Source organism: Thalassobacillus cyri, from assembly GCF_900107755.1.
GTDB lineage: Bacteria > Bacillota > Bacilli > Bacillales > Halobacillaceae > Thalassobacillus > Thalassobacillus cyri.
The window spans coordinates 148,108-166,220 of the sequence record NZ_FNQR01000008.1 but is presented as its reverse complement, the minus strand read 5'-3'; the positions used below and the strand labels follow the sequence as shown (position 1 = coordinate 166,220).

General features: G+C 44.4%; 18 protein-coding genes. 4 read left to right on the top strand and 14 right to left on the bottom strand.

The genetic code is table 11. The features are described 5' to 3' along the window. Nucleotides 1-170 precede the first annotated feature (170 nt). From BLV00_RS11450 to BLV00_RS11440, 3 genes are read left to right on the top strand one after another with little or no spacing between them, the layout of a single operon-like run. A complete protein-coding gene (locus tag BLV00_RS11450) occupies nt 171-1,163 on the top strand; it encodes a glycosyltransferase family 2 protein (RefSeq protein WP_093045120.1) in 993 nt (330 codons plus the stop codon). Further along, nucleotides 1,144-1,518, top strand: a complete 375-nt coding sequence (locus tag BLV00_RS11445; RefSeq protein ID WP_093045151.1) for a GtrA family protein — start codon at nt 1,144-1,146, stop codon at nt 1,516-1,518. Before BLV00_RS11450 ends, BLV00_RS11445 begins: the two co-directional genes overlap by 20 nt. 13 nt (nt 1,519-1,531) lie before the next feature. Further along, entirely contained in the window at nt 1,532-4,123 is a 2,592-nt protein-coding gene (locus BLV00_RS11440) for a YfhO family protein (RefSeq protein ID WP_093045119.1), read from the top strand. 215 nt (nt 4,124-4,338) lie between these two features. Here BLV00_RS11440 and BLV00_RS11435 read toward each other — a convergent pair whose 3' ends face one another. Genes BLV00_RS11435 through BLV00_RS11420 form a run of 4 tightly spaced genes read right to left on the bottom strand, consistent with a single transcriptional unit; the run spans nt 4,339 to nt 8,282 of the window. Continuing rightward, a complete protein-coding gene (locus BLV00_RS11435; RefSeq protein ID WP_093045118.1) occupies nt 4,339-5,022 on the bottom strand; it encodes an SDR family NAD(P)-dependent oxidoreductase in 684 nt (227 codons plus the stop codon). A gap of 23 nt (nt 5,023-5,045) precedes the next feature. After that, the gene (locus BLV00_RS11430) at nt 5,046-6,185 is read right to left on the bottom strand and encodes a thiolase family protein (RefSeq protein WP_093045117.1); all 1,140 of its coding nucleotides are present in this window, start codon (nt 6,183-6,185) and stop codon (nt 5,046-5,048) included. Beyond that, nucleotides 6,186-7,643, bottom strand: a complete 1,458-nt coding sequence (locus BLV00_RS11425) for an AMP-binding protein (protein ID WP_093045116.1) — start codon at nt 7,641-7,643, stop codon at nt 6,186-6,188. A gap of 60 nt (nt 7,644-7,703) precedes the next feature. After that, on the bottom strand, nt 7,704-8,282 hold the full coding sequence (locus tag BLV00_RS11420; RefSeq protein WP_093045115.1) for a biotin transporter BioY: 579 nt from the start codon (nt 8,280-8,282) through the stop codon (nt 7,704-7,706). 435 nt (nt 8,283-8,717) lie between these two features. Here BLV00_RS11420 and BLV00_RS11415 point away from each other — a divergent pair, with 435 nt between their 5' ends. Then, on the top strand, nt 8,718-9,212 hold the full coding sequence (locus BLV00_RS11415; RefSeq protein ID WP_093045114.1) for a sigma-70 family RNA polymerase sigma factor: 495 nt from the start codon (nt 8,718-8,720) through the stop codon (nt 9,210-9,212). Nucleotides 9,213-9,340: 128 nt separating this feature from the next. On the opposite strand, the gene BLV00_RS11410 is transcribed toward BLV00_RS11415, so the two are convergent. From BLV00_RS11410 to hxlA, 10 genes are all read right to left on the bottom strand, one after another. Next, complete coding sequence (locus BLV00_RS11410; RefSeq protein ID WP_093045113.1) at nt 9,341-9,991, bottom strand: bifunctional 4-hydroxy-2-oxoglutarate aldolase/2-dehydro-3-deoxy-phosphogluconate aldolase; 651 nt, start codon at nt 9,989-9,991, stop codon at nt 9,341-9,343. Nucleotides 9,992-10,018: 27 nt separating this feature from the next. Beyond that, entirely contained in the window at nt 10,019-10,867 is an 849-nt protein-coding gene (locus BLV00_RS11405; protein WP_093045112.1) for an SDR family oxidoreductase, read from the bottom strand. A 1-nt stretch (nt 10,868) separates the two neighbouring features. Further along, nucleotides 10,869-11,942: a mannonate dehydratase gene (gene uxuA, locus BLV00_RS11400; protein ID WP_093045111.1), complete on the bottom strand. Its 1,074-nt coding sequence runs from the start codon at nt 11,940-11,942 to the stop codon at nt 10,869-10,871. A 40-nt stretch (nt 11,943-11,982) separates the two neighbouring features. Next, nucleotides 11,983-12,999 carry a zinc-binding alcohol dehydrogenase family protein gene (locus tag BLV00_RS11395; protein ID WP_093045110.1) on the bottom strand — a complete coding sequence of 339 codons (1,017 nt, stop codon included), beginning with the start codon at nt 12,997-12,999 and terminating at the stop codon, nt 11,983-11,985. 18 nt (nt 13,000-13,017) lie between these two features. Beyond that, entirely contained in the window at nt 13,018-14,292 is a 1,275-nt protein-coding gene (locus BLV00_RS11390; RefSeq protein WP_093045109.1) for a TRAP transporter large permease, read from the bottom strand. Then, nucleotides 14,289-14,777: a TRAP transporter small permease gene (locus BLV00_RS11385; protein ID WP_093045108.1), complete on the bottom strand. Its 489-nt coding sequence runs from the start codon at nt 14,775-14,777 to the stop codon at nt 14,289-14,291. The genes BLV00_RS11390 and BLV00_RS11385 overlap by 4 nt, the downstream gene beginning before the upstream one ends. A 68-nt stretch (nt 14,778-14,845) precedes the next feature. Next, nucleotides 14,846-15,862 carry a TRAP transporter substrate-binding protein gene (locus tag BLV00_RS11380; RefSeq protein ID WP_093045107.1) on the bottom strand — a complete coding sequence of 339 codons (1,017 nt, stop codon included), beginning with the start codon at nt 15,860-15,862 and terminating at the stop codon, nt 14,846-14,848. 58 nt (nt 15,863-15,920) lie between these two features. Next, nucleotides 15,921-16,931, bottom strand: coding sequence for an ureidoglycolate dehydrogenase (gene allD / locus BLV00_RS11375; protein WP_093045106.1), 1,011 nt, complete (start codon nt 16,929-16,931; stop codon nt 15,921-15,923). A gap of 12 nt (nt 16,932-16,943) precedes the next feature. Continuing rightward, on the bottom strand, nt 16,944-17,480 hold the full coding sequence (hxlB, locus tag BLV00_RS11370) for a 6-phospho-3-hexuloisomerase (protein ID WP_245728950.1): 537 nt from the start codon (nt 17,478-17,480) through the stop codon (nt 16,944-16,946). Nucleotides 17,481-17,491: 11 nt separating this feature from the next. Then, entirely contained in the window at nt 17,492-18,109 is a 618-nt protein-coding gene (gene hxlA / locus BLV00_RS11365) for a 3-hexulose-6-phosphate synthase (protein WP_093045104.1), read from the bottom strand. Nucleotides 18,110-18,113 lie beyond the last annotated feature (4 nt).

The window sequence follows — 18,113 nt, the reverse complement described above, 5'->3', positions numbered from 1 at the left end:
GTGAGGGCGCATTACCTATAGCGAAAGCGCATTGTGGCTCGGTGAGAGCGCATTTCACTCAGTGAAGGCGGATTAAATTTCGTTATTTTCAAAAGAAGAACTTCTTCAAAAGTTTCAACCTTATCAAGCAAGGGTACGATGTAAACAGAGTAAACCTACGGAGGTACATGATGAATAAAATAATGGTATCGGTAATCATACCCGCTTATAATGAAGGGGAAAATATCGAATTGGTGCATGAGGCCCTTCAAAAGGAATTTGCCGGTCTGTCCTGTGACTGGGAGGTTGTCTTTGTCGATGACGGTAGCATGGATGATACACTAATGACAATCCGTGCCCTGGCAGCCACTTTTCCGGAAGTGAAGTATGTCGCGTTCAGTCGTAATTTCGGTAAGGAAGCCGCCCTGCTTGCCGGACTTCAGCATGCCGGCGGGGATGCGGTTATCATTATGGATGCCGATCTTCAGCATCCTCCTGCCCTGATTCCTGAATTATTGGAAGGATATCAGGAGGGCTACCAGCAGATAATCGCTAAGCGGAACCGGAACGGAGAATCCAAACATCGTTCTTTTCTCTCCTCGCTTTATTATAAAGCGGTCAACAGTCTGATTGAGGTAAAACTGTGTGACGGGGAAGGAGACTTCCGGCTGCTGGGCAGACAGGCTGTCGATGCTATACTAAGTCTTAGCGAAGGGAACCGCTTTTCCAAAGGGTTGTTTTCCTGGATCGGTTTCGATCAAAAGACAATTCATTATGACAACGTAGAACGACAAAACGGCGATTCCCAGTGGTCGATGAAACAGCTGCTGGAGTATGGAATCGAAGGCATTTTATCTTTTAACCAGCGGCCGCTCCGCCTGGTTATGTATACCGGTTTGATTGTAATGGCCTTGAGCCTGCTTTATATCGGGATCATGTTCGGGATGATTCTGGCGCGAGGAATCGATGTGCCGGGCTATTTCACCACCATTTCCTCGATCCTGTTTCTCGGCGGGGTGCAGTTAGTCAGCCTCGGTGTAATTGGCGAATATGTGGGAAGAATTTATATGGAAACGAAAAAACGGCCACATTATTTAGTAAAAGAAAGCAACGCGAAGAGGGATAACCGTGAACAAAGCGAGTCAACTGCCAAAACAAGCACTCCTGAAAAAATGGAACAATGAATTTACCCGGTTCGTCATCGTTGGCGGGCTGAACACGGCGAATTACTATCTATTCTATGTGTTATTTTATAACTTGTTGGGATGGCATTATCTGCCATCCCACATTCTTGCCTTTTTGATCAGCATGGTCATTTCCTTTTTCCTGAACGTCTATTTCACGTATAAGGTCAAGCCCACGCTGTCCAAATTCCTGATGTTCCCGTTTACCCAGGCTGTCAATATGTCGGTGTCTTCCTTGTTGATTTATGTGTTTGTCGACCTGTTGCATTTAAACGGAAACATCGCCCCCCTTGCTGCGGTCTTTTTCACCGTACCAATTACATTTATCGTCACCAGTAAAATTTTGAAGAGGTAAGGGGGGAACAATCATGACAAAAAAACAAACGCTTCTGCTAATCGGTGTAAGCCTCGCCACTGCCATCCTGGCGCATGCCTTTTTCCTATATCAGTGGACACAGGGAGTTTATATGGCAGGACCGGATGATGGACTGTCCCAGATGGTCCCGTTCCGTGAGATGCTCTACGACCAGTTCACGAGCGGGAACTTCTTTTACGTGTATGAATTCGGTCTCGGGGCCGGTACATATAGCCAGCTTGCCTATTATTACGGCATTAATATTTTTTTCTTTTTTACGGTTGCAGCAGTATTCCTCCTGGAGTCCTTATCGATTATTGGAGAGCCGGACGTGCTATTCTGGGCACAGGCGACCGTCTTCTTCAGCATAGCGAGAATGACGCTCATTCTTATGGTCAGTACATATGTCTTCCGCTATCTTAATGGCAGGATACTGCCTTCTTTCATCGGTGCTGTCCTATATGGTACATCCACAATGTATTTCCGCCATGTCACGTATTGGGAATTCTTTGGCGATGCGTTCCTATGGCTGCCGCTTTTGATTCTTGGGGTGGAAAAAATCATCCGCGAGCAAAAGCCGGGCTGGCTGATTGCCGCGACAGCCATTTCCTTTTTCGATAATTTCTATTTCGCCTACATAAACGGTATTTTCACCGGCATATATATTCTGGCCAGGTGGATTTTCCCCCTTGTATCAAAAGAAACGCCAAAACGGAAACAGCTGAAATATTATATCGGGTCCTTGCTGCTTGGGCTCGGCATCGGTTCGGTCGGACTCGTTCCGGCTGTTTGGGGCTTTCTGCAAAACATTCGCCCGCCCTTTGATCAGGAAATTGCCCTTGTCTCAAGCACAAGCAATATTCTGTATGACAGCCCTTACCTGGTTATTCCAGCTGTGTTTGTTCTACTGCTCGGCCTCCTGCCGCTCTACAAACAACCGCAGTTCAAGCTATTCACAGCATTGAGCCTACTGCTCATCGTGCTTCATTTTATCCCATGGGCGGCGAGCTTTTTTAATGGATTGTCGGCTCCTCAGAATCGGTATGAATACCTGGCATCCTTTACGATTGGGGGAGCGGTTGCAGCTGGATTGCCAGCATTGAAAAAAGTGACGCAGCGACAGATAACGTTGGCGGGAATCGGCATGGCCGCTTTCTATGTCGTTTTCCATCTGATTGATTCTAGCCTGGAAATCGCCTCCCTGTGGACGGCGTTCGTACCTGCTGCTGCCGGATTGACTCTTTTGCTCGTTTTTCTGAACATCAAAAATGGAAAAATGGCTGGGTACGGCTTACTCGCGGTGATCGTACTGTCCCAGCTTGTGATTACCAATCAATATCAATATGACAAATTATATGTACATGGCGGATTGAAGGACACTGCAAAGGATTATATGCTTAGCGAAAACTATCTGGCAGACGAACAGCAGGAATTGATCGATGAAGTCCTGCGTGCGGATCCCTCTCCCCTGTCCCGGTTAACGTGGAAAGCAGATGGCAGATATAATACACCGCTCATCCAGGGGTTCCCTGGGACAAGCGCTTATTCCAGCATCCTCAATGGGCACGTGCTCAATTACTATTATCATGATCTCGAAATTGATATGAAACGGGAAAGCGCGAGCCGCTACTCGGGGTTCGGTGACCGTGCCAATTTGCACAGTCTGTGGCAGGGTAAGTATGTGATGTATAAAAAAGGGGAAGAAGCGAACATCCCATATGGGTTCGAAGCCTATAAAGAAAGTGAAAACTATATCGTCTATGAAAATAGCAACCCTTTACCGTTCGTGAGGATATCTGACCAGATCTATAGCGAGGATGCACTCGAAGACAGTCACCCTATCTCCCGCGAGCAGGCGATGCTCAATGGGCTGGTCGTCAAAAATGCGACAACAACAGCAGAACAAATTCCTGAGAATGAAAACCTGATGGATAAAGCGACAATAAAAAGCGTTGGAGGCAGTTACTCCGATGGAAGACTTGTAATTAATAAAAAAGAAGGCGGACTGGATATCTCGCTTCCCCAATCAGTCCTGGAGTCCGATGCAGAGGATGTCTATGTTTCCTTTTATCTATTTAACAATGTAGAGGAGGCTCCATTATTTGCCTTGAGGGTCAACGACTTCTGGACCACCCGGAAGTCCCGGGAATCCTTCTATAAAACCAATGTCAATGATATCACCATCCGTGTGCCAAAAGAGGAAAAAATCTCGATCCGCATGCGAGAAGGCGATTATACACTGAAGGACCTGGAAATCTACACAGCGGATTATCAGGGCTTGGAACAAGCATCAAAAAGAGAGCGAACTAATCAGCAGCCGGATGTAACGCTTGATGGCAACCGGATAAGTATGGATGATCTGCACACAACTACAGAAGGCTACCTGTCTATCCCGGTGCCCTATGAAAAAGGCTGGCAGGTCAAAGTTGACGGAGAGAAAAGAGAAGTGGAACAGGTCAATTACGCTATGCTCGGAACCGCTATCCAGCCGGGCGATGAAACAGTGGAATTCACCTATTTGCCGCCATATTTCAAAATCACCTTGATAATCGCTGGAATATCTCTTCTAGTATCAGTTATTTGGATACGCAAGAAACGTAAATAAAAAGAAACCAGTGCCTGCTTCCCTATTCTAAATTTCGGGGCAGGCACTGGTTGTTAATAATGCATAAAAGTGCTCGGTCTTTTTGATAAAAAGTCGCACATTTAAGCCCATATAGTTATAACAATTCATAAGAAGGGGGCAGCAAGCGCCCTTTTTCTTCTTTATTGATGGAATAGATCTCTCCTGTCTGTGATAGATTGCGGTTTTCGATAAAATCACAAATAAATGCAGCTACTTGTTCCGGAGTGCCAATATCCCAGTAGGCAGGCTTGTTCATTATTACTTGCAGCGCTCTCTTGTGCTTTTTCTACGAGAGGTCTTGTCATATCAGTCAAGGCGGCTGGTGACAGTGCATTGACCTGGATATTATTCCGTTTCAATTCTTTTGCCATGGTCATCGTCATCCCGATAATGGCCGCTTTGGCTGCACTGTAGTTAATCTGGCCGGGATTTCCAATCAGTCCTGCCAGTGAAGTCATGTTCAGAATAAAACCTGGAGTTCCGGCAGATTTGAAATACCGGGTCGCTTCGGTGCTGCAAATGAAGGTGCTTTTTACATGAGGATCCATGACCTTCGTGAAGTCTTCAATGTCCATCCGGTACGAAATACGATCCTTCGTGATTCCAGCATTATTGATGATTCCTGTCAGTCCGCCAAAAGCAGATGTCGCCTCCTGGACCAATTGCTCCCCTGCATCTTCTTCTGTTACGGACTTGGCAACTCCAGCAGCACGCCCGCCATTACTGCGAATGTCCTGGACAAGTTGTTCGACCTTCTCTTCATTCCGCCCGTTTACAACAACGGCTGCGCCTTTTTCAGTAAGCATATAAGCAGTACTTCTGCCAATGCCGCGCGTAGAACCTGTGACAATGATAATTTCGTTCGTTAAATCTCCCATATTAATAGCCCCCCCTTCAGCATTTATTTCATGGATTCTAATAAAGTGGCAAGACCCATTCCCCCGCCAATACCAAGCGTTGCGATTCCGCGTCTTGCACCCCCTTTGGCCATTTCATGAATCAGGCGGGTAACCAGAATTGCCCCGGAGGCTCCATACGGATGGCCTAATGCCAGGGCACCACCGGAACGGTTGACCTTATCATAAGAAATCTCCAATGCTTTCAACGAAGCGATCACTTGGGAAGCGAAGGCCTCGTTGAATTCGACGAGATCAATATCTTTCTGGCTTAAGTTCTGGCGTTTCCATAACTTTTCTACGGCAGGTATTGGACCGATGCCAAGAAGATTAGGGTTTACACCAGCAGAGGTACTGTCCACAAAGCGGGCTAAAGGCTTCAGCCCCAATTCTTTGCACTTTTTCAAAGACATGATCATGACAGCAGAAGCCCCGTCATTCATCGGGCAGGCATTCCCTGCGGTCACCGTTCCTCCTGGTTTGAACACCGATTTCAGGCGATGCAATTTCTCCAGCGATGTATCGGCTCGCGGGCATTCATCAACCTTTACGCCATCCACCGGAACGATTTCCGCTTCAAAATTTCCGCTAAGTTGCGCATTCACTGCTTTTTGGTGGCTATGTAAGGCAAACGTATCCTGTTCTTCCCTTGAGATATCGTAGTGTTCGGCCACATTTTCAGCCGCTTCCCCCATTTCAGGATCACCGATAGCATCGGGGGAAAATCTTGCTCTCGTATAAAGTTCAGGGCCACGGGGGTCATGGAGGCTCGCCGGCTTTTTGATTTTCCAGGGAGCGAGACTGGTACTCTCGACCCCGCCAGCAATATAGATATCGCCAGCTCCCGCCTGAACTAGCCGGGCAGCCATATTGATTGCTTCGAGCCCTGATCCGCATTGCCGATCTACGGTTACTCCAGGAATCGTCATCGGCAGCTCTGCTGTCAGAAGGGACAAACGCGCGATATTACCACCTGGACCAACCACATTTCCTAGGATAACGTCATCAATTTCCTCTGGATCGATGTCTGTTATCAGGTTTTCAAACAGAGGACGCATCAGCTCTTCAGGAGGGATATGGGACAACACGCCTCCCACTTTCCCGACCGGTGTCCGTTTTGCTTTGACAATGACAGCTTCTTGCATCTACTCACTCCTTACGGGAATTTGAAGTTCTTTTCTCGCTATTTTGCCGCTGCTCGTATAAGGAAAAGCCTCGAGCTCGAACCATTCTTTTGGACATTTATACTTCGGCAAAAAGTCAGCAAGATGCCCTTTTATCTCCTCGATTACGAGCGGTTCTTTCTGCACAGCAGTCACAAAGGCCACTGCCTTCTCTCCCCAATAGTCATCCGCTATTCCTTTTACCACAACTTCCTCTATCGCCGGATGTTTGCGAATCACTTGTTCGACTTCCTCTGGGTAAATATTGAGCCCGCCGCTGATGATCATGTTTTGTTTCCGCCCTACTAAAATGACATGTCCTTCTTCATTTTCAAAAGCAAGGTCTCCCACCGTTGCCCAATCACCATCAAACACCTTTTCTGTTTCCTCAGGCAGGTTCAAGTAGCCGTCGAAGGTCCATGGGCTTTTCACATACAGGTTGCCGACTTCTCCCTGTTTAACCCGTTTTCCTTCATTTGAAAAAATAGCAATTTCAACTCCGGGAAATGGCGTCCCAATCGCTCCTTCAGGGAGTTTTTCTTCCACATTGCGGTAACTGACAAAGCTCAGTTCCGATGCGCCGTAGAACTCATAAACAGTCGCATTCGGAAACACTTGCACGGCTTGCTGTTTCGATTGTTTTTCCCACTTCGCTCCTGAGGATATCAATGCCTGTAACTTCGGTGCAGCTTCGCCCTTTCTCACACGATTCAATGCTTCAAACATCGTGGGCACGATGTACAGAACGGTAATGTCACTCTTCTGGAGCAGCCCCCAGACCTCTTTTTCCTCAAACGTTTCCGTTAAATATAAGGTGGCACCTATATGCAAACTTTGCACGGCAGCATATAAAAAATGGGAATGGACGAGCGGTCCCGGGCAAAGGATTCGATCCGCTACATCCAGTGAGAAAACTTCCTGCCCCACAGAAAAACAATCAGCCCAGGAAGCATGGCTACGAATAAAACCTTTCGGCCGACCGGTAGTTCCAGATGTATAGCCAATATAAAAAGGGTCCTGGTCGGCAGCATGCTCCTCTTTCCTTTCAGAAGGAGCAGACGCACCAAGATCAGTAATAGAGATAGCCTTCATGTTTTCAAATAGACCACTAAAAGTAGAATCATAAATAATAAGATCCGGCTCGGCATCATTAATTACATCCTGTAGCTGGGACATGCTCCATTTCGGATCAAACGGTATCGCAATCCCACCACTTGAGCTGATGGCTATGAACAGTTCAAGCCACCTTGGACTGTTAGGGAGCAGGAACCCGATCCTTTTCCCTTTTTTATTAGGAAGTTTATAAGCAAGGTTGCGCTGGAGAGACCGGATAGATTGATATAAATCCCGATACGAAATTTTGCCATCGTTCGTTTCTATGGCAATCCGGTCGGGAGCGTATTCCGCCATTTGTTTTAGTTGTTCCCCGATACAAGCCACACGTTTCACCTCTTCTTTTTGTAGAAAAAAGGTTTGCCAGGGTTAAGGCAAACCTTTTATTCAGGCAACGTTCGTAATCTTACTCGAACGTCGATTCCCTTTTTCAATTATCGGATAGACGCGATTAATTTGTCGAGCCAGCAAGGAAGCCACTATGACTTTCACCAGGTCGCCAGGGATGAACACAAGTGCTGCCCACATCGCTTTTGTCCATGGAGTTTCTGTAATGAAAGATAAATAGGTTACCCCACAGGCATACACAAACAGAATCCCGCCAATTACGTTAAAGACAATATAAAGCCCGAGATTGAGTTTTTTCCAGAAACGTTCGACTAGAAATCCGGTGATAAAAGCGGCCAACGGCCAAGCCATGATATAACCGCCGGACGGACCGAATAGCACACCAAGCCCGCCTCTGCCTCCGGAAAGAAGCGGTACACCAAATGTAACGAGCAAAACAAAGAGTAATAGACTCAACCCGCCACGTTTCGCTCCTAAAATAGAGCCAGCGAGCATCACCCCTAATGTCTGAGCCGTGATCGGCACTGGCGTAAAGGGCGTGACAATCGGCGGCATTAAGCCGAGCGCTCCAATAATAGCAGCAAATAAAGCTGCATAAACCATCGTTCTTAATTTCATAAACTTCACCCACTTGTTCATTAGTTATGTATGAGTGAAGATTACCGTATTTTACCGAAGATTGTCAACTGTCAATTCTCATAGGTTAACGTTATAGTCAGAGTTCTCCCCCCTGGGGTCAGACCCACCTTACATAGAGCTTTGCATCTCAAGTATCTTTACCAGTAAAAAGCTCCCTTCCACGATAAGACTGCCAGGTTCAGACACCAGGCGCCTCTCCAATCATCAGGGTGCCTGAACCAGGCCCACTCGTTTCCAATAGATAATCCACTATAGGTAAAACAATCCCAGAATCAAAACACACACTCCTGTGGGTCAGACTCCCATGATGTAAACAAATTTTTTTGCTTTTAACAACACCAAACGACACGCAACTTCTGATACTAATAGTAGATATCTAATACCTGCAGAACCGGTTCTCGAAAAGAGAATACAATGTCAAAGCCATTAGACCAATCATTCGAGGAAGTATTAGAGCAATACGACAACATGATCCACTATCATATCCACAAATTACATATCAATGACCCGGAACAGGAATTCTACCAGGAAGGCTGCATCGCTCTCTGGGAAGCCTACCAGACCTTCGACCCAGAGCGAGGAACATTCCGACAGCTGGCAAACTATAAAATTCACCACCGCTTCATCGATTTGATCCGTAAACATTCCAAAGCAGCAGAGAACGAGAAGAACTATGTTGATCAGCACGCTAACCTGGAAGACAACAGCACGTATGACCAGCCGGAAGATTTCTATCTTTGGAATCGTCTAGAAAAAGAACTGACAGAAAAACAATGGAAATGGGTGAAATATTTCATTTTAGAGGATCTTTCTTATGCCGATATCGCTAGGAAAGAGCACACTACTATTGACGCTGTGAAGAATTGGGGGAGAGAAGCTAAGAAAAGAATGAAATTGTTGTTTGCGTAATGCAAGCCACCCCAGGTTCTCCAAAATATGGATGATCTTGGGGGTAATTCTCTAACATACGGGGACAGGCACGGTAATAATTCTCCGTGAAAAAGAGCCTCCTTATCAGAAGACCCTCTACTAACCTATTAATTTTCTGCGCGTACCTCAGCAACTTTATCTACATATTTCTTCGCCAATTCTTTCAACCCTTGCCAATCCTCTTGATCAATCATCGCTTTATTAACCAGGGAGCCACCGACACCAGCTGCAACGGCACCAGCTCTTAAAAAGTCACCCAGGTTCTCGAGATTGATTCCCCCGGTCGGCATTTTTGGAATATGGCCGAGTGGACCGTTGACATCTTTGAAAAATTGAGGACCAACTACGGTAGCCGGGAATATTTTCACCATATTCGCTCCCCATTGATAAGCCTGATAGATTTCGGTTGGTGTAAATACACCTGGAATCATAATAACTCCCTGGCTTGTTGTATATTCAATCGTTTCCTTATCTAAGGTTGGGGCGAATACAAAGTCAGAACCGGCGTCGATTGCTTCTTTTGCCTGGTCCTTATTTAATAGAGTGCCGGCCCCAACTAACACATTATCCCCATGGCGTTCTTTGAGTTCACGAATAACTTGAACGGCCCCTTCAGATTCCATAGTGATTTCAATGCTCGATACCCCACCATCCACAAATGCCTGGACGACGTGATGCACTTTATTTGGATCTACTTTCCGCACCACCGCCACAATTCCCGATGATACTAGTCGCTCTAATATAGCTTCATTACTCATCATAAACTCCTTTCTACTCCGAGCTTATTACACCCCGGAATAAGCCATGAATCCACCATCAACAGGTACGGTAATACCTGTCACAAACCCTGACATTTCATCATCTACGAGCCAAAGCAAAGTTCCAAGTAAATCTTCAGGCTTACCAAATCGTTGTTGTGGCGTATGGCTGATGATTTTATTGGAACGTTCGGTTAAAGAACCATCTTCCTTCAGCAATAGTTTACGGTTTTGATCGGTCAAGAAAAAGCCTGGCGCAATGGCATTAACACGGATTCCGACGTCAGCCAAATGGACAGCCAGCCATTGAGTGAAATTTTCAATTCCTGCTTTTGCTGCACTATAGGCTGGTACTTTGGTCATCGGAGACGGTGCACTCATCGATGACATATTAATGATTGTTGCTCCCTTACGATTCATCATTTTTTTCGAAAAGACTTGAGTAGGAATAAATGTTCCGACTAAATTTAAATTAAACACAAATTGAAAGCCTTCTGTTGTCATGTCAAAGAACGTTGAAATATCCTTGTTCTCTAAATCTTCCGGTTTCAGTGTTTCGTTTGTGGTCGTTCCATCGGGGTGATTTCCGCCAGCCCCATTGATCAATATCTCGCAAACGCCTAATTTTTCCGTAATGATTTTTTCCGCTTCACGAACACTTTCCACATCAAGAACATCACAGGAAACTGCCAAGGCTTGTCCTCCAGCGTCCGTAATATCCTGTTCTACTTGTTTTCCTGCTTCAGCATTACGGTTTAAAATGGCAACCTTTGCACCCTGACGGCCAAGCTCCCGAGCCATGGCTCCACAAAGTACACCGCTGCCTCCTGTAATGACAGCCACTTTTCCTTTTACATTTTCGTTCAGCGTCAGCATGTTAGTTCACCTCTTTTCCCAGTCGTTGAAGGGAATCCCAAACGCCCCATAAATACATGACACCTAACCCACGGTCATAAAGCCCGTAACCAGGCCGGCATTCTTCTCCCCAAATATGACGTCCATGATCAGGACGTGCATAACCTGTGAATCCTACTTCATGATAAGCTTTAACGATTTCATAGATATCGACTGAACCGTCCTGAGTACGATGGGAAGTTTCAATAAAGTCACCATTCCCATACGTCTTGACGTTACGAATATGAGCAAAATGGATCCGGTCAGCAAACGTCCGGACCATATCGGCTACATCATTCTCCGGATTGGCTCCTAACGAACCACTGCAGAGGGTAAGCCCGTTACACGGATCATCCACCAGCTTTAAAAATCTCTCAAGATTTTGTTTGTTCGTAATAATACGTGGGAGCCCAAATACAGAAAATGGCGGGTCATCCGGGTGTATACCCATTTTAATACCATTTTCCCTCGCGACCGGAATCACCTTTTCTAAGAAATATTGGAGGTTGTCCCATAAATCCTCTTCCGTCACGTTCTTATATTTTTCAAATAAATCAGCCAGATGAGCTAGTCTTTCCGGCTCCCAGCCAGGCATCGTATACGCTGAATTTTCGGAAATGGTATTCACCAATTCCATAGGGTCAATATTTTTCAACTTTTCATTTTCAAAAAATAAAGCGGTTGAGCCGTCTTCCATTTCCTTAAATAAATCGGTACGCGTCCAGTCAAATACCGGCATGAAATTATAGCAAATGACCTTTACACCGACCTTGGCCAGTTTTTCTATCGTTTTGATGTAGTTTTCAATATATTGATCCCGTGTCGGAAGACCAAGCTTGATATCTTCATGGACATTGACACTTTCGACAACGTCAATATTCAAGCCGTGGCGGTCCGCCTGTTCCTTCACTTCAGAAATCCGCTCCATCGGCCATTCATCACCGGCCGGAATATCATGTAAGGACCAGACAACACCTTCTACTCCTGGGATTTGCTTAATGTGTTCCAATGGGATTCGATCATTTTCTTCGCCGAACCAGCGCATCGTCATCTTCATAGACTATGCCTCCTTGCCTACCTCTTCCAATGAAATAGCTTTATAGTTTAATAATGACCTTACGAACTTCTGGTGAAGCATTGTCCATTAATTCAAATGCTTTTTCTGCTTCATGCAATTCAAATTGGTGACTAACTAAATCTTTCACATTAAACCCCATCGTGTTAAACAATTCAACAACTTTCGGGAAGCGATGAGTTTGTAAACGTGAACCGCAGATAGTTAACTCTTTCTTCGTAATATTCACTTGCGCAATTTCAGACACTTTCGTATCAAATCCAAGTAAAACCACTCGAGCCGCAACGGAAGTCACTTCTATCGCTTGTTCCACTGTCTGCGGTAAACCGACGGCATCGATGACAACATTAGCACCCATTCCACCAGTCCAGTTAAACACCTCTTCTTCTACTTTAGCGTTTTGCGGATTGATAACATAATCCGCTCCCCACTTTTTGGCAAAATCAAGGCGTTGATCATTGAAATCTGAAATCGCGACCTTAGCACCGGCTTGCATTGCCATTTTCAAACAACATAAACCGATCGGTCCAGCACCGATGATGAAGACATAATCTCCTTCTTGTACTTGTCCGCGATAGATGGACTGTGCCCCAATCGTAAAGGGTTCAATCAAGGCAATTTCAGACCAGTCCAACTGATTATTTAACTTATGGACGAGGTTTTCTGGCATAACCATCACTTCACGGCCACCGCCTTCCCGGTGAACGCCGTAAACCTGTACGTTTTCACAAACGTTTGGACGACCTTGTCGGCAGGCGTAGCATTCCCCACAGGATGTCATTGGTTCGACAACAACTTTGTCCCCTACGGACAGGCTGGCAACAGCATCTCCTGTTTCCACAACCTCCCCGGCAATTTCATGACCAATCACACGCGGGTAGCTGGCAAAAGGATTTTCCCCATGAAGAATGTGCATGTCAGATCCACATATCCCCATAGCTCTCATCCGTACTTTCACTTGATTGGATTGCTCAAGCTTGGGCTCTTCCATATCAACAACCTTTAAAGTTCCAGGTTGTTTTACTTGAATGGCTTTCATGGCCAGTCCTCCTTTTTATCAATCAAATAAGCTTGGTAAATAAAGGGTTAAACTTGGAATGAAACTAACTGCTAGTAAAACGAGTAAACTTACGCCTAAGAATGGTAACAATGCCTTAGATGCCTGACCTAAGGATACTTTTCCAATACTAGACGCTACGAATAAACATACGCCTACAGGAGGAGTTGATAAACCAATCATCAAGTTTAGTACCATCAAAACCCCAAACTGAATCGGATCCATACCAATTTGGATTGCAACCGGCAGCAATACTGGAAACAAAATCACTAGTGCCGCAATAGTTTCCATGAATGTTCCCACAAATAACAACAACAAATTAAGTAGAAGAATAACGATAATAGGGTTTTCAGAGATAGCCAGAATGGTATCTGCTACTAATTGTGGGATTTGTTCACTAACCAGAATCCAGCCAAATAAATTGGCCATTCCAACCAACACAAGAATCCCAGCTGTACTGACCATGGAATCCAATAAAATCTTAGGGAGCATGTGCAGTTTTAGGTCACGATATATGAAGATACCGACTAGTAAGGCATACACTACAGCTACAATGGATGCTTCCGTTGGTGTAAAGTAACCACTTAGAATTCCAAACAAAATAATAACCGTCATCATCAGAGCCCAAAAAGCTCCAAAGAATGACTTGGTAATGACGGAGAACTTTTGACGTTCCCCTTTAGGATATTTCTTCTTTTTTGAAATGATATAAGTAACAGCCATTAAGCTCAGTCCAAGCAATATTCCAGGGATTGTACCCGCAATAAATAAATCACCGATGGATACCGTTGCAAGCGTTCCTAAGATAATCATCGGAAGCGAAGGAGGGATAATAGGACCAATAGTAGAAGAGGATGAAGTAACAGCTACTGAAAAAGGAGCATCATACCCTTCTTTTTTCATTGCAGGAATCATTACTGATCCAATGCTTGCAGTATCCGCTAGCGCTGTCCCAGTGATGCCTGCAAACCCCATGGATGCACCAACATTGGAGAGACCTAAGCCACCTCGGATATGTCCAACCAGCTTGTTGGCAAAATCGATGATCCGTTCTGTAATACCACCAGCATTCATCAGGTTCCCTGCCAGAATGAAACCTGGGATACAAAGCAAAGTAAAGGAGTTAATGCCCCCAAACATTTTCTGAGGGATTATATTTAAAGGAATATCAGCAATTAAAATATAGACTAAGGAAGAAAGGCCTAAGCTGAAGGCAATGGGTACGCTTAGAAATATTAGAACGATAAAAGTTACAAATAATATGGCAGCCATCATAGTCGAACACCTTCTTCCTCTTCATGATGATCAGCTTTAAGTACGACATAAATGTTGACAAAGCTGTATAGTGCTAAAAACACAAATAAAATAACCATGCTTAAGTTAATGTAGAACATTTCAATCGCAAGTGTAGCAGACGATTGATTTTTACCTAACAATGAAAATTCGTAGGCATAGGATACCAGGTAAGCAGAAAACAAACCTAAGATAAGGTAAATCAATGCCTCGACATATTTCTTCACTTTATTCGGAAGGATAGATATAAATAAATCTACACGAACATATTCACGCTGCTCCATCGCTAACGGTGCGGCAAAAGCTATGGAAAAGATAAATAAGAAACGTGAAAGCTCCTCGGTCCAAACAAAGGTAAATGGAGAATAACGCCCTGTAATTTGGATGATTACAACGAAAACAAGGGCGGTAAAACAAATGATGGTTAGAAACTTCAATATACGACTAAGAATGTTGACTGCCTGCATGTTGCTCACCCTTTATAATGGATAACATACCACCCTTTTTAAATGGTGGTATGTTATCTTGTAAATTGTTATTTTCCTGCTTCTACAATTTTTTGATATAGTTTCAGTTGTTCTTCCGTCAGGCTTTTTTCAACAGCTGGTTTCATAGCTTCTGCGAAAGCTTTCTGATCTACTTCAACAAATTCCATTCCTTTATCTTTCAGGTCCTGCTTAATTTCTTCAGTCTCTGTTTCATACAGTTCCAATCCATATTTCTGAGCCTCTGCTGCAGCTTCTTTGACAGCCTTTTGCATATCTTCGTTAAGGGAATTGAACTGCTCGCTTCCTACGACAACATAAATCCAGGAATAGACGTGTTCGGTAACGTTTACATAATCTTGTACTTCATAGAAGCTTGCGCTTTGGATCAAATCAACAGGGTTTTCCTGTCCATCAATAACCCCTTGTTGCAACCCGGTAAATACTTCACTAAAGTCCATAACTTGTGGTCTGGCTCCTGCAGCTTCCCAAGTATCCATGAATAGAGGTACGTTCGGTACACGCATCTTAAATCCTTCTAAATCTTCTGGTGATTTAATAGGTTTATTGGAAGTTAAGTTTCTTGGTGCACGAATATGATAATAAAGTGGTGTTACACCAACATTCTCTTTAACAGATGTTTCGATTTCTTCACCAATTTCGCCCTCTACTACAGTTTGTAGATGCTCTTGACCGTTAAATGCGTAAGGTACAGCCATTAAAGCAGCTTCCGGAGCCCAGTTCTGCATCGTTTCACCTGAAATCGTCATATCTACTGTCCCAGCTTCAATTCCATTTAAGACCTCAGTTTCAGAACCTAATTGCTCGTTAGGATAAATCTCGATTTCTAACTGTCCATTTGTTTTCTCATTAACTAACTCAGCAAACTTCTCAGCTGTTTTATGCCATTGGTGATTTTCGTTAGATAAGTGCCCCATTTTCCAAGTGATCGTCTCGCCTGAACCTTCTCCATCTCCAGAGCCTGATGCTTCTTCTCCATCTCCACCACATGCAGCTAACACCAACATAAGTGTAGCTACTAACATAAAGCTTAAAAATTTCTTCATGAAAAGTACCCTCCCATTTTTTAATTGATTACTATTAAGTAAAGGTTTCCCCCTGAACTTACGAGGTTAAATAATTATAAATACTCTCCGGAACCGGAATTCCTTCCTTTTGTCTTACCTCTTCCTTCAGCTGTTCCGGCTCACCAGGCACCAGCACAGAATCAAATCCTTCTGCTGGTTTGACTTCATGTAATTCATCAATCATGTTGTCCATGTTTTGCATGAATTCGTTTTTATCAATGAACAACCCTGGATTGATCGTTATAATAGTGTGACTTAGTCGGCGATAATTTTTATAGTCCCCATACATAGTAGAGATGCCGGGTCCAAAGGAAAACCCAGTTAGTACGCCTGTTAAAACATCGACAACAAGTGCCAGTCCATAACCTTTAGGTCCACTGATTGGCAGTAAATGTTTAACCAGATTGGGATCGGTAACTGGTGCGCCATTTTCATCTACACCCCAGTTATTTGGAATATCCTTCCCGGTTTCTCTCGCATGCAACACCTTCCCTAAAGCAACATTACTGGTTGCCATATCCAGAATAACTGGGCGATGTTTATTTGCTGGAAATCCGTATGCAATTGGATTTGTTCCGAAATAAGAGTCAGCTCCTCCAAAAGGTACGACTGCACGATCGGTATGAGTCATAATCATACTGATGGTATCCTGCCCTGCTGCTTGTTGGGCAAAATAGGACAAGGCACCACAATGACTGCTATTTACTACACCTACGATTCCAATGCCATTATCTTTAGCTAACTGAATCGCATGGTCCATCGCTTCCTTGGTAATCACATGACCCATCCCGTTATCGCCATCAAACAGGATAGCCGAAGAACCCTTTTGCTCTGTATGGAAGACAGGGTTTGGGTTCATGCCCCCTTCTCCCAGCCTTTTTACATAGTGTTCTGTACGTAATACCCCGTGTGAACTTACCCCGCGAAGATCTGCGTGAACAAGGACATCAGCCACAACCTCAGCGTGGTCTTCATTTACCTTCGCTTCCGTTAATTTGTTGATGACCAAAGATTTCAACTCATCTTTTTTTACTATCACATCTGACATATACTCACCCTCTTATTGCAGATTGGCATGATTCCTCTTCATCAAGTCATGAATATCCTTATCATCGCCAGTCATGGAAATTACCACAGCATCAAGCAATAGATGAACAGATTGATCAAATTGATTGCCCATCGGCTGAATAGTCGCTGGTTCCCCTTTTCTACGATGTTTCGTAGCTGCTGGTATAATCACTTGATGGTCAGCTATTTTTTGAATCTTGGATTCTCTATTTGTTGTGACTAAATGAACGTTAGCTTTTGATTTGGCTGCTTGCTCGGCTACGAGGGCAACGGATGGAGTGTTTCCCGACCCACTGATGGCAACTAGCAGATCATCCTCCTGAATACTCGGCGTAATCGTCTCTCCTGTCACATAGACCGGATAACCTGCATGCATAAGCCTCATGGCAAAAGCTTTCCCCATCAAGCCTGAACGTCCTTCACCACAAACGAAAATACATTCGGCCTGCTTCAGGGCTTCTATAAATAAATTAACTTGTTCATTTTCTACTTGTTCAGCTACTTGCTTTAGCTCCTCTAAAATTCGCAAATGAACGCTCCTCATTTCTTTGGAATCACCCCCTTAATGACACAGCTGGCTTCACCCGGGTCACTTGCGCCAGTGATGTAACCGCCTACAATAAAGACAACAGGATTAAGCTTTTCATAACGTTGAACAGATTCTGGTGATATACCTCCTGCGACAAAAACCATAAAATCTTCCGATAAGCCATCATATCGTTTTAAGGAATCCCCCGCTGTATGGTCTTGTGTGTCTTTACCGATATGAGCAGATACAAGTTCCACACCTAATTCTTTCAATCTGGCAAATCGCTCTGTTGGAACTTGCAATAAATCGACTAAAACCTTCTTATGTACTTCATTTGCTACTTGGATGGAATCAAGAATGGTTTGATCATGGGCAAAACCCATAACCGTTGTAATATCGGCTCCAGCTTCCAGCGCCAGACGGGTTTCATGTTTTCCTGCATCACAGGTTTTCATATCTGCGACAATTCGCTTATCCGGAAACCGTTTACGAAAATCACGAATAATATCCATTCCATACTCTTTGATAACTCCAGTTCCAATCTCGATATAATCGATACATTCATAAGTCTGCTCCGTAATAGAGATACACTCGTCCTTAGTCAAACGATCCAGGGCAACTTGAAGCATTTTT

What these genes read in the sequence shown, in the direction of transcription:
- BLV00_RS11410 (WP_093045113.1), bottom strand. Translation starts at nt 9,991, where the DNA reads ATGAGTAATGAAGCTATATTAGAGCGACTAGTATCATCGGGAATTGTG.
- hxlA (WP_093045104.1), bottom strand. Translation starts at nt 18,109, where the DNA reads ATGCTTCAAGTTGCCCTGGATCGTTTGACTAAGGACGAGTGTATCTCT.
- BLV00_RS11385 (WP_093045108.1), bottom strand. Translation starts at nt 14,777, where the DNA reads ATGCAGGCAGTCAACATTCTTAGTCGTATATTGAAGTTTCTAACCATC.
- BLV00_RS11415 (WP_093045114.1), top strand. Translation starts at nt 8,718, where the DNA reads ATGTCAAAGCCATTAGACCAATCATTCGAGGAAGTATTAGAGCAATAC.
- BLV00_RS11395 (WP_093045110.1), bottom strand. Translation starts at nt 12,999, where the DNA reads ATGAAAGCCATTCAAGTAAAACAACCTGGAACTTTAAAGGTTGTTGAT.
- allD (WP_093045106.1), bottom strand. Translation starts at nt 16,931, where the DNA reads ATGTCAGATGTGATAGTAAAAAAAGATGAGTTGAAATCTTTGGTCATC.
- BLV00_RS11390 (WP_093045109.1), bottom strand. Translation starts at nt 14,292, where the DNA reads ATGATGGCTGCCATATTATTTGTAACTTTTATCGTTCTAATATTTCTA.
- BLV00_RS11430 (WP_093045117.1), bottom strand. Translation starts at nt 6,185, where the DNA reads ATGCAAGAAGCTGTCATTGTCAAAGCAAAACGGACACCGGTCGGGAAA.
- BLV00_RS11405 (WP_093045112.1), bottom strand. Translation starts at nt 10,867, where the DNA reads ATGCTGACGCTGAACGAAAATGTAAAAGGAAAAGTGGCTGTCATTACA.
- BLV00_RS11450 (WP_093045120.1), top strand. Translation starts at nt 171, where the DNA reads ATGAATAAAATAATGGTATCGGTAATCATACCCGCTTATAATGAAGGG.
- BLV00_RS11435 (WP_093045118.1), bottom strand. Translation starts at nt 5,022, where the DNA reads ATGGGAGATTTAACGAACGAAATTATCATTGTCACAGGTTCTACGCGC.
- BLV00_RS11440 (WP_093045119.1), top strand. Translation starts at nt 1,532, where the DNA reads ATGACAAAAAAACAAACGCTTCTGCTAATCGGTGTAAGCCTCGCCACT.
- BLV00_RS11380 (WP_093045107.1), bottom strand. Translation starts at nt 15,862, where the DNA reads ATGAAGAAATTTTTAAGCTTTATGTTAGTAGCTACACTTATGTTGGTG.
- BLV00_RS11420 (WP_093045115.1), bottom strand. Translation starts at nt 8,282, where the DNA reads ATGAAATTAAGAACGATGGTTTATGCAGCTTTATTTGCTGCTATTATT.
- uxuA (WP_093045111.1), bottom strand. Translation starts at nt 11,942, where the DNA reads ATGAAGATGACGATGCGCTGGTTCGGCGAAGAAAATGATCGAATCCCA.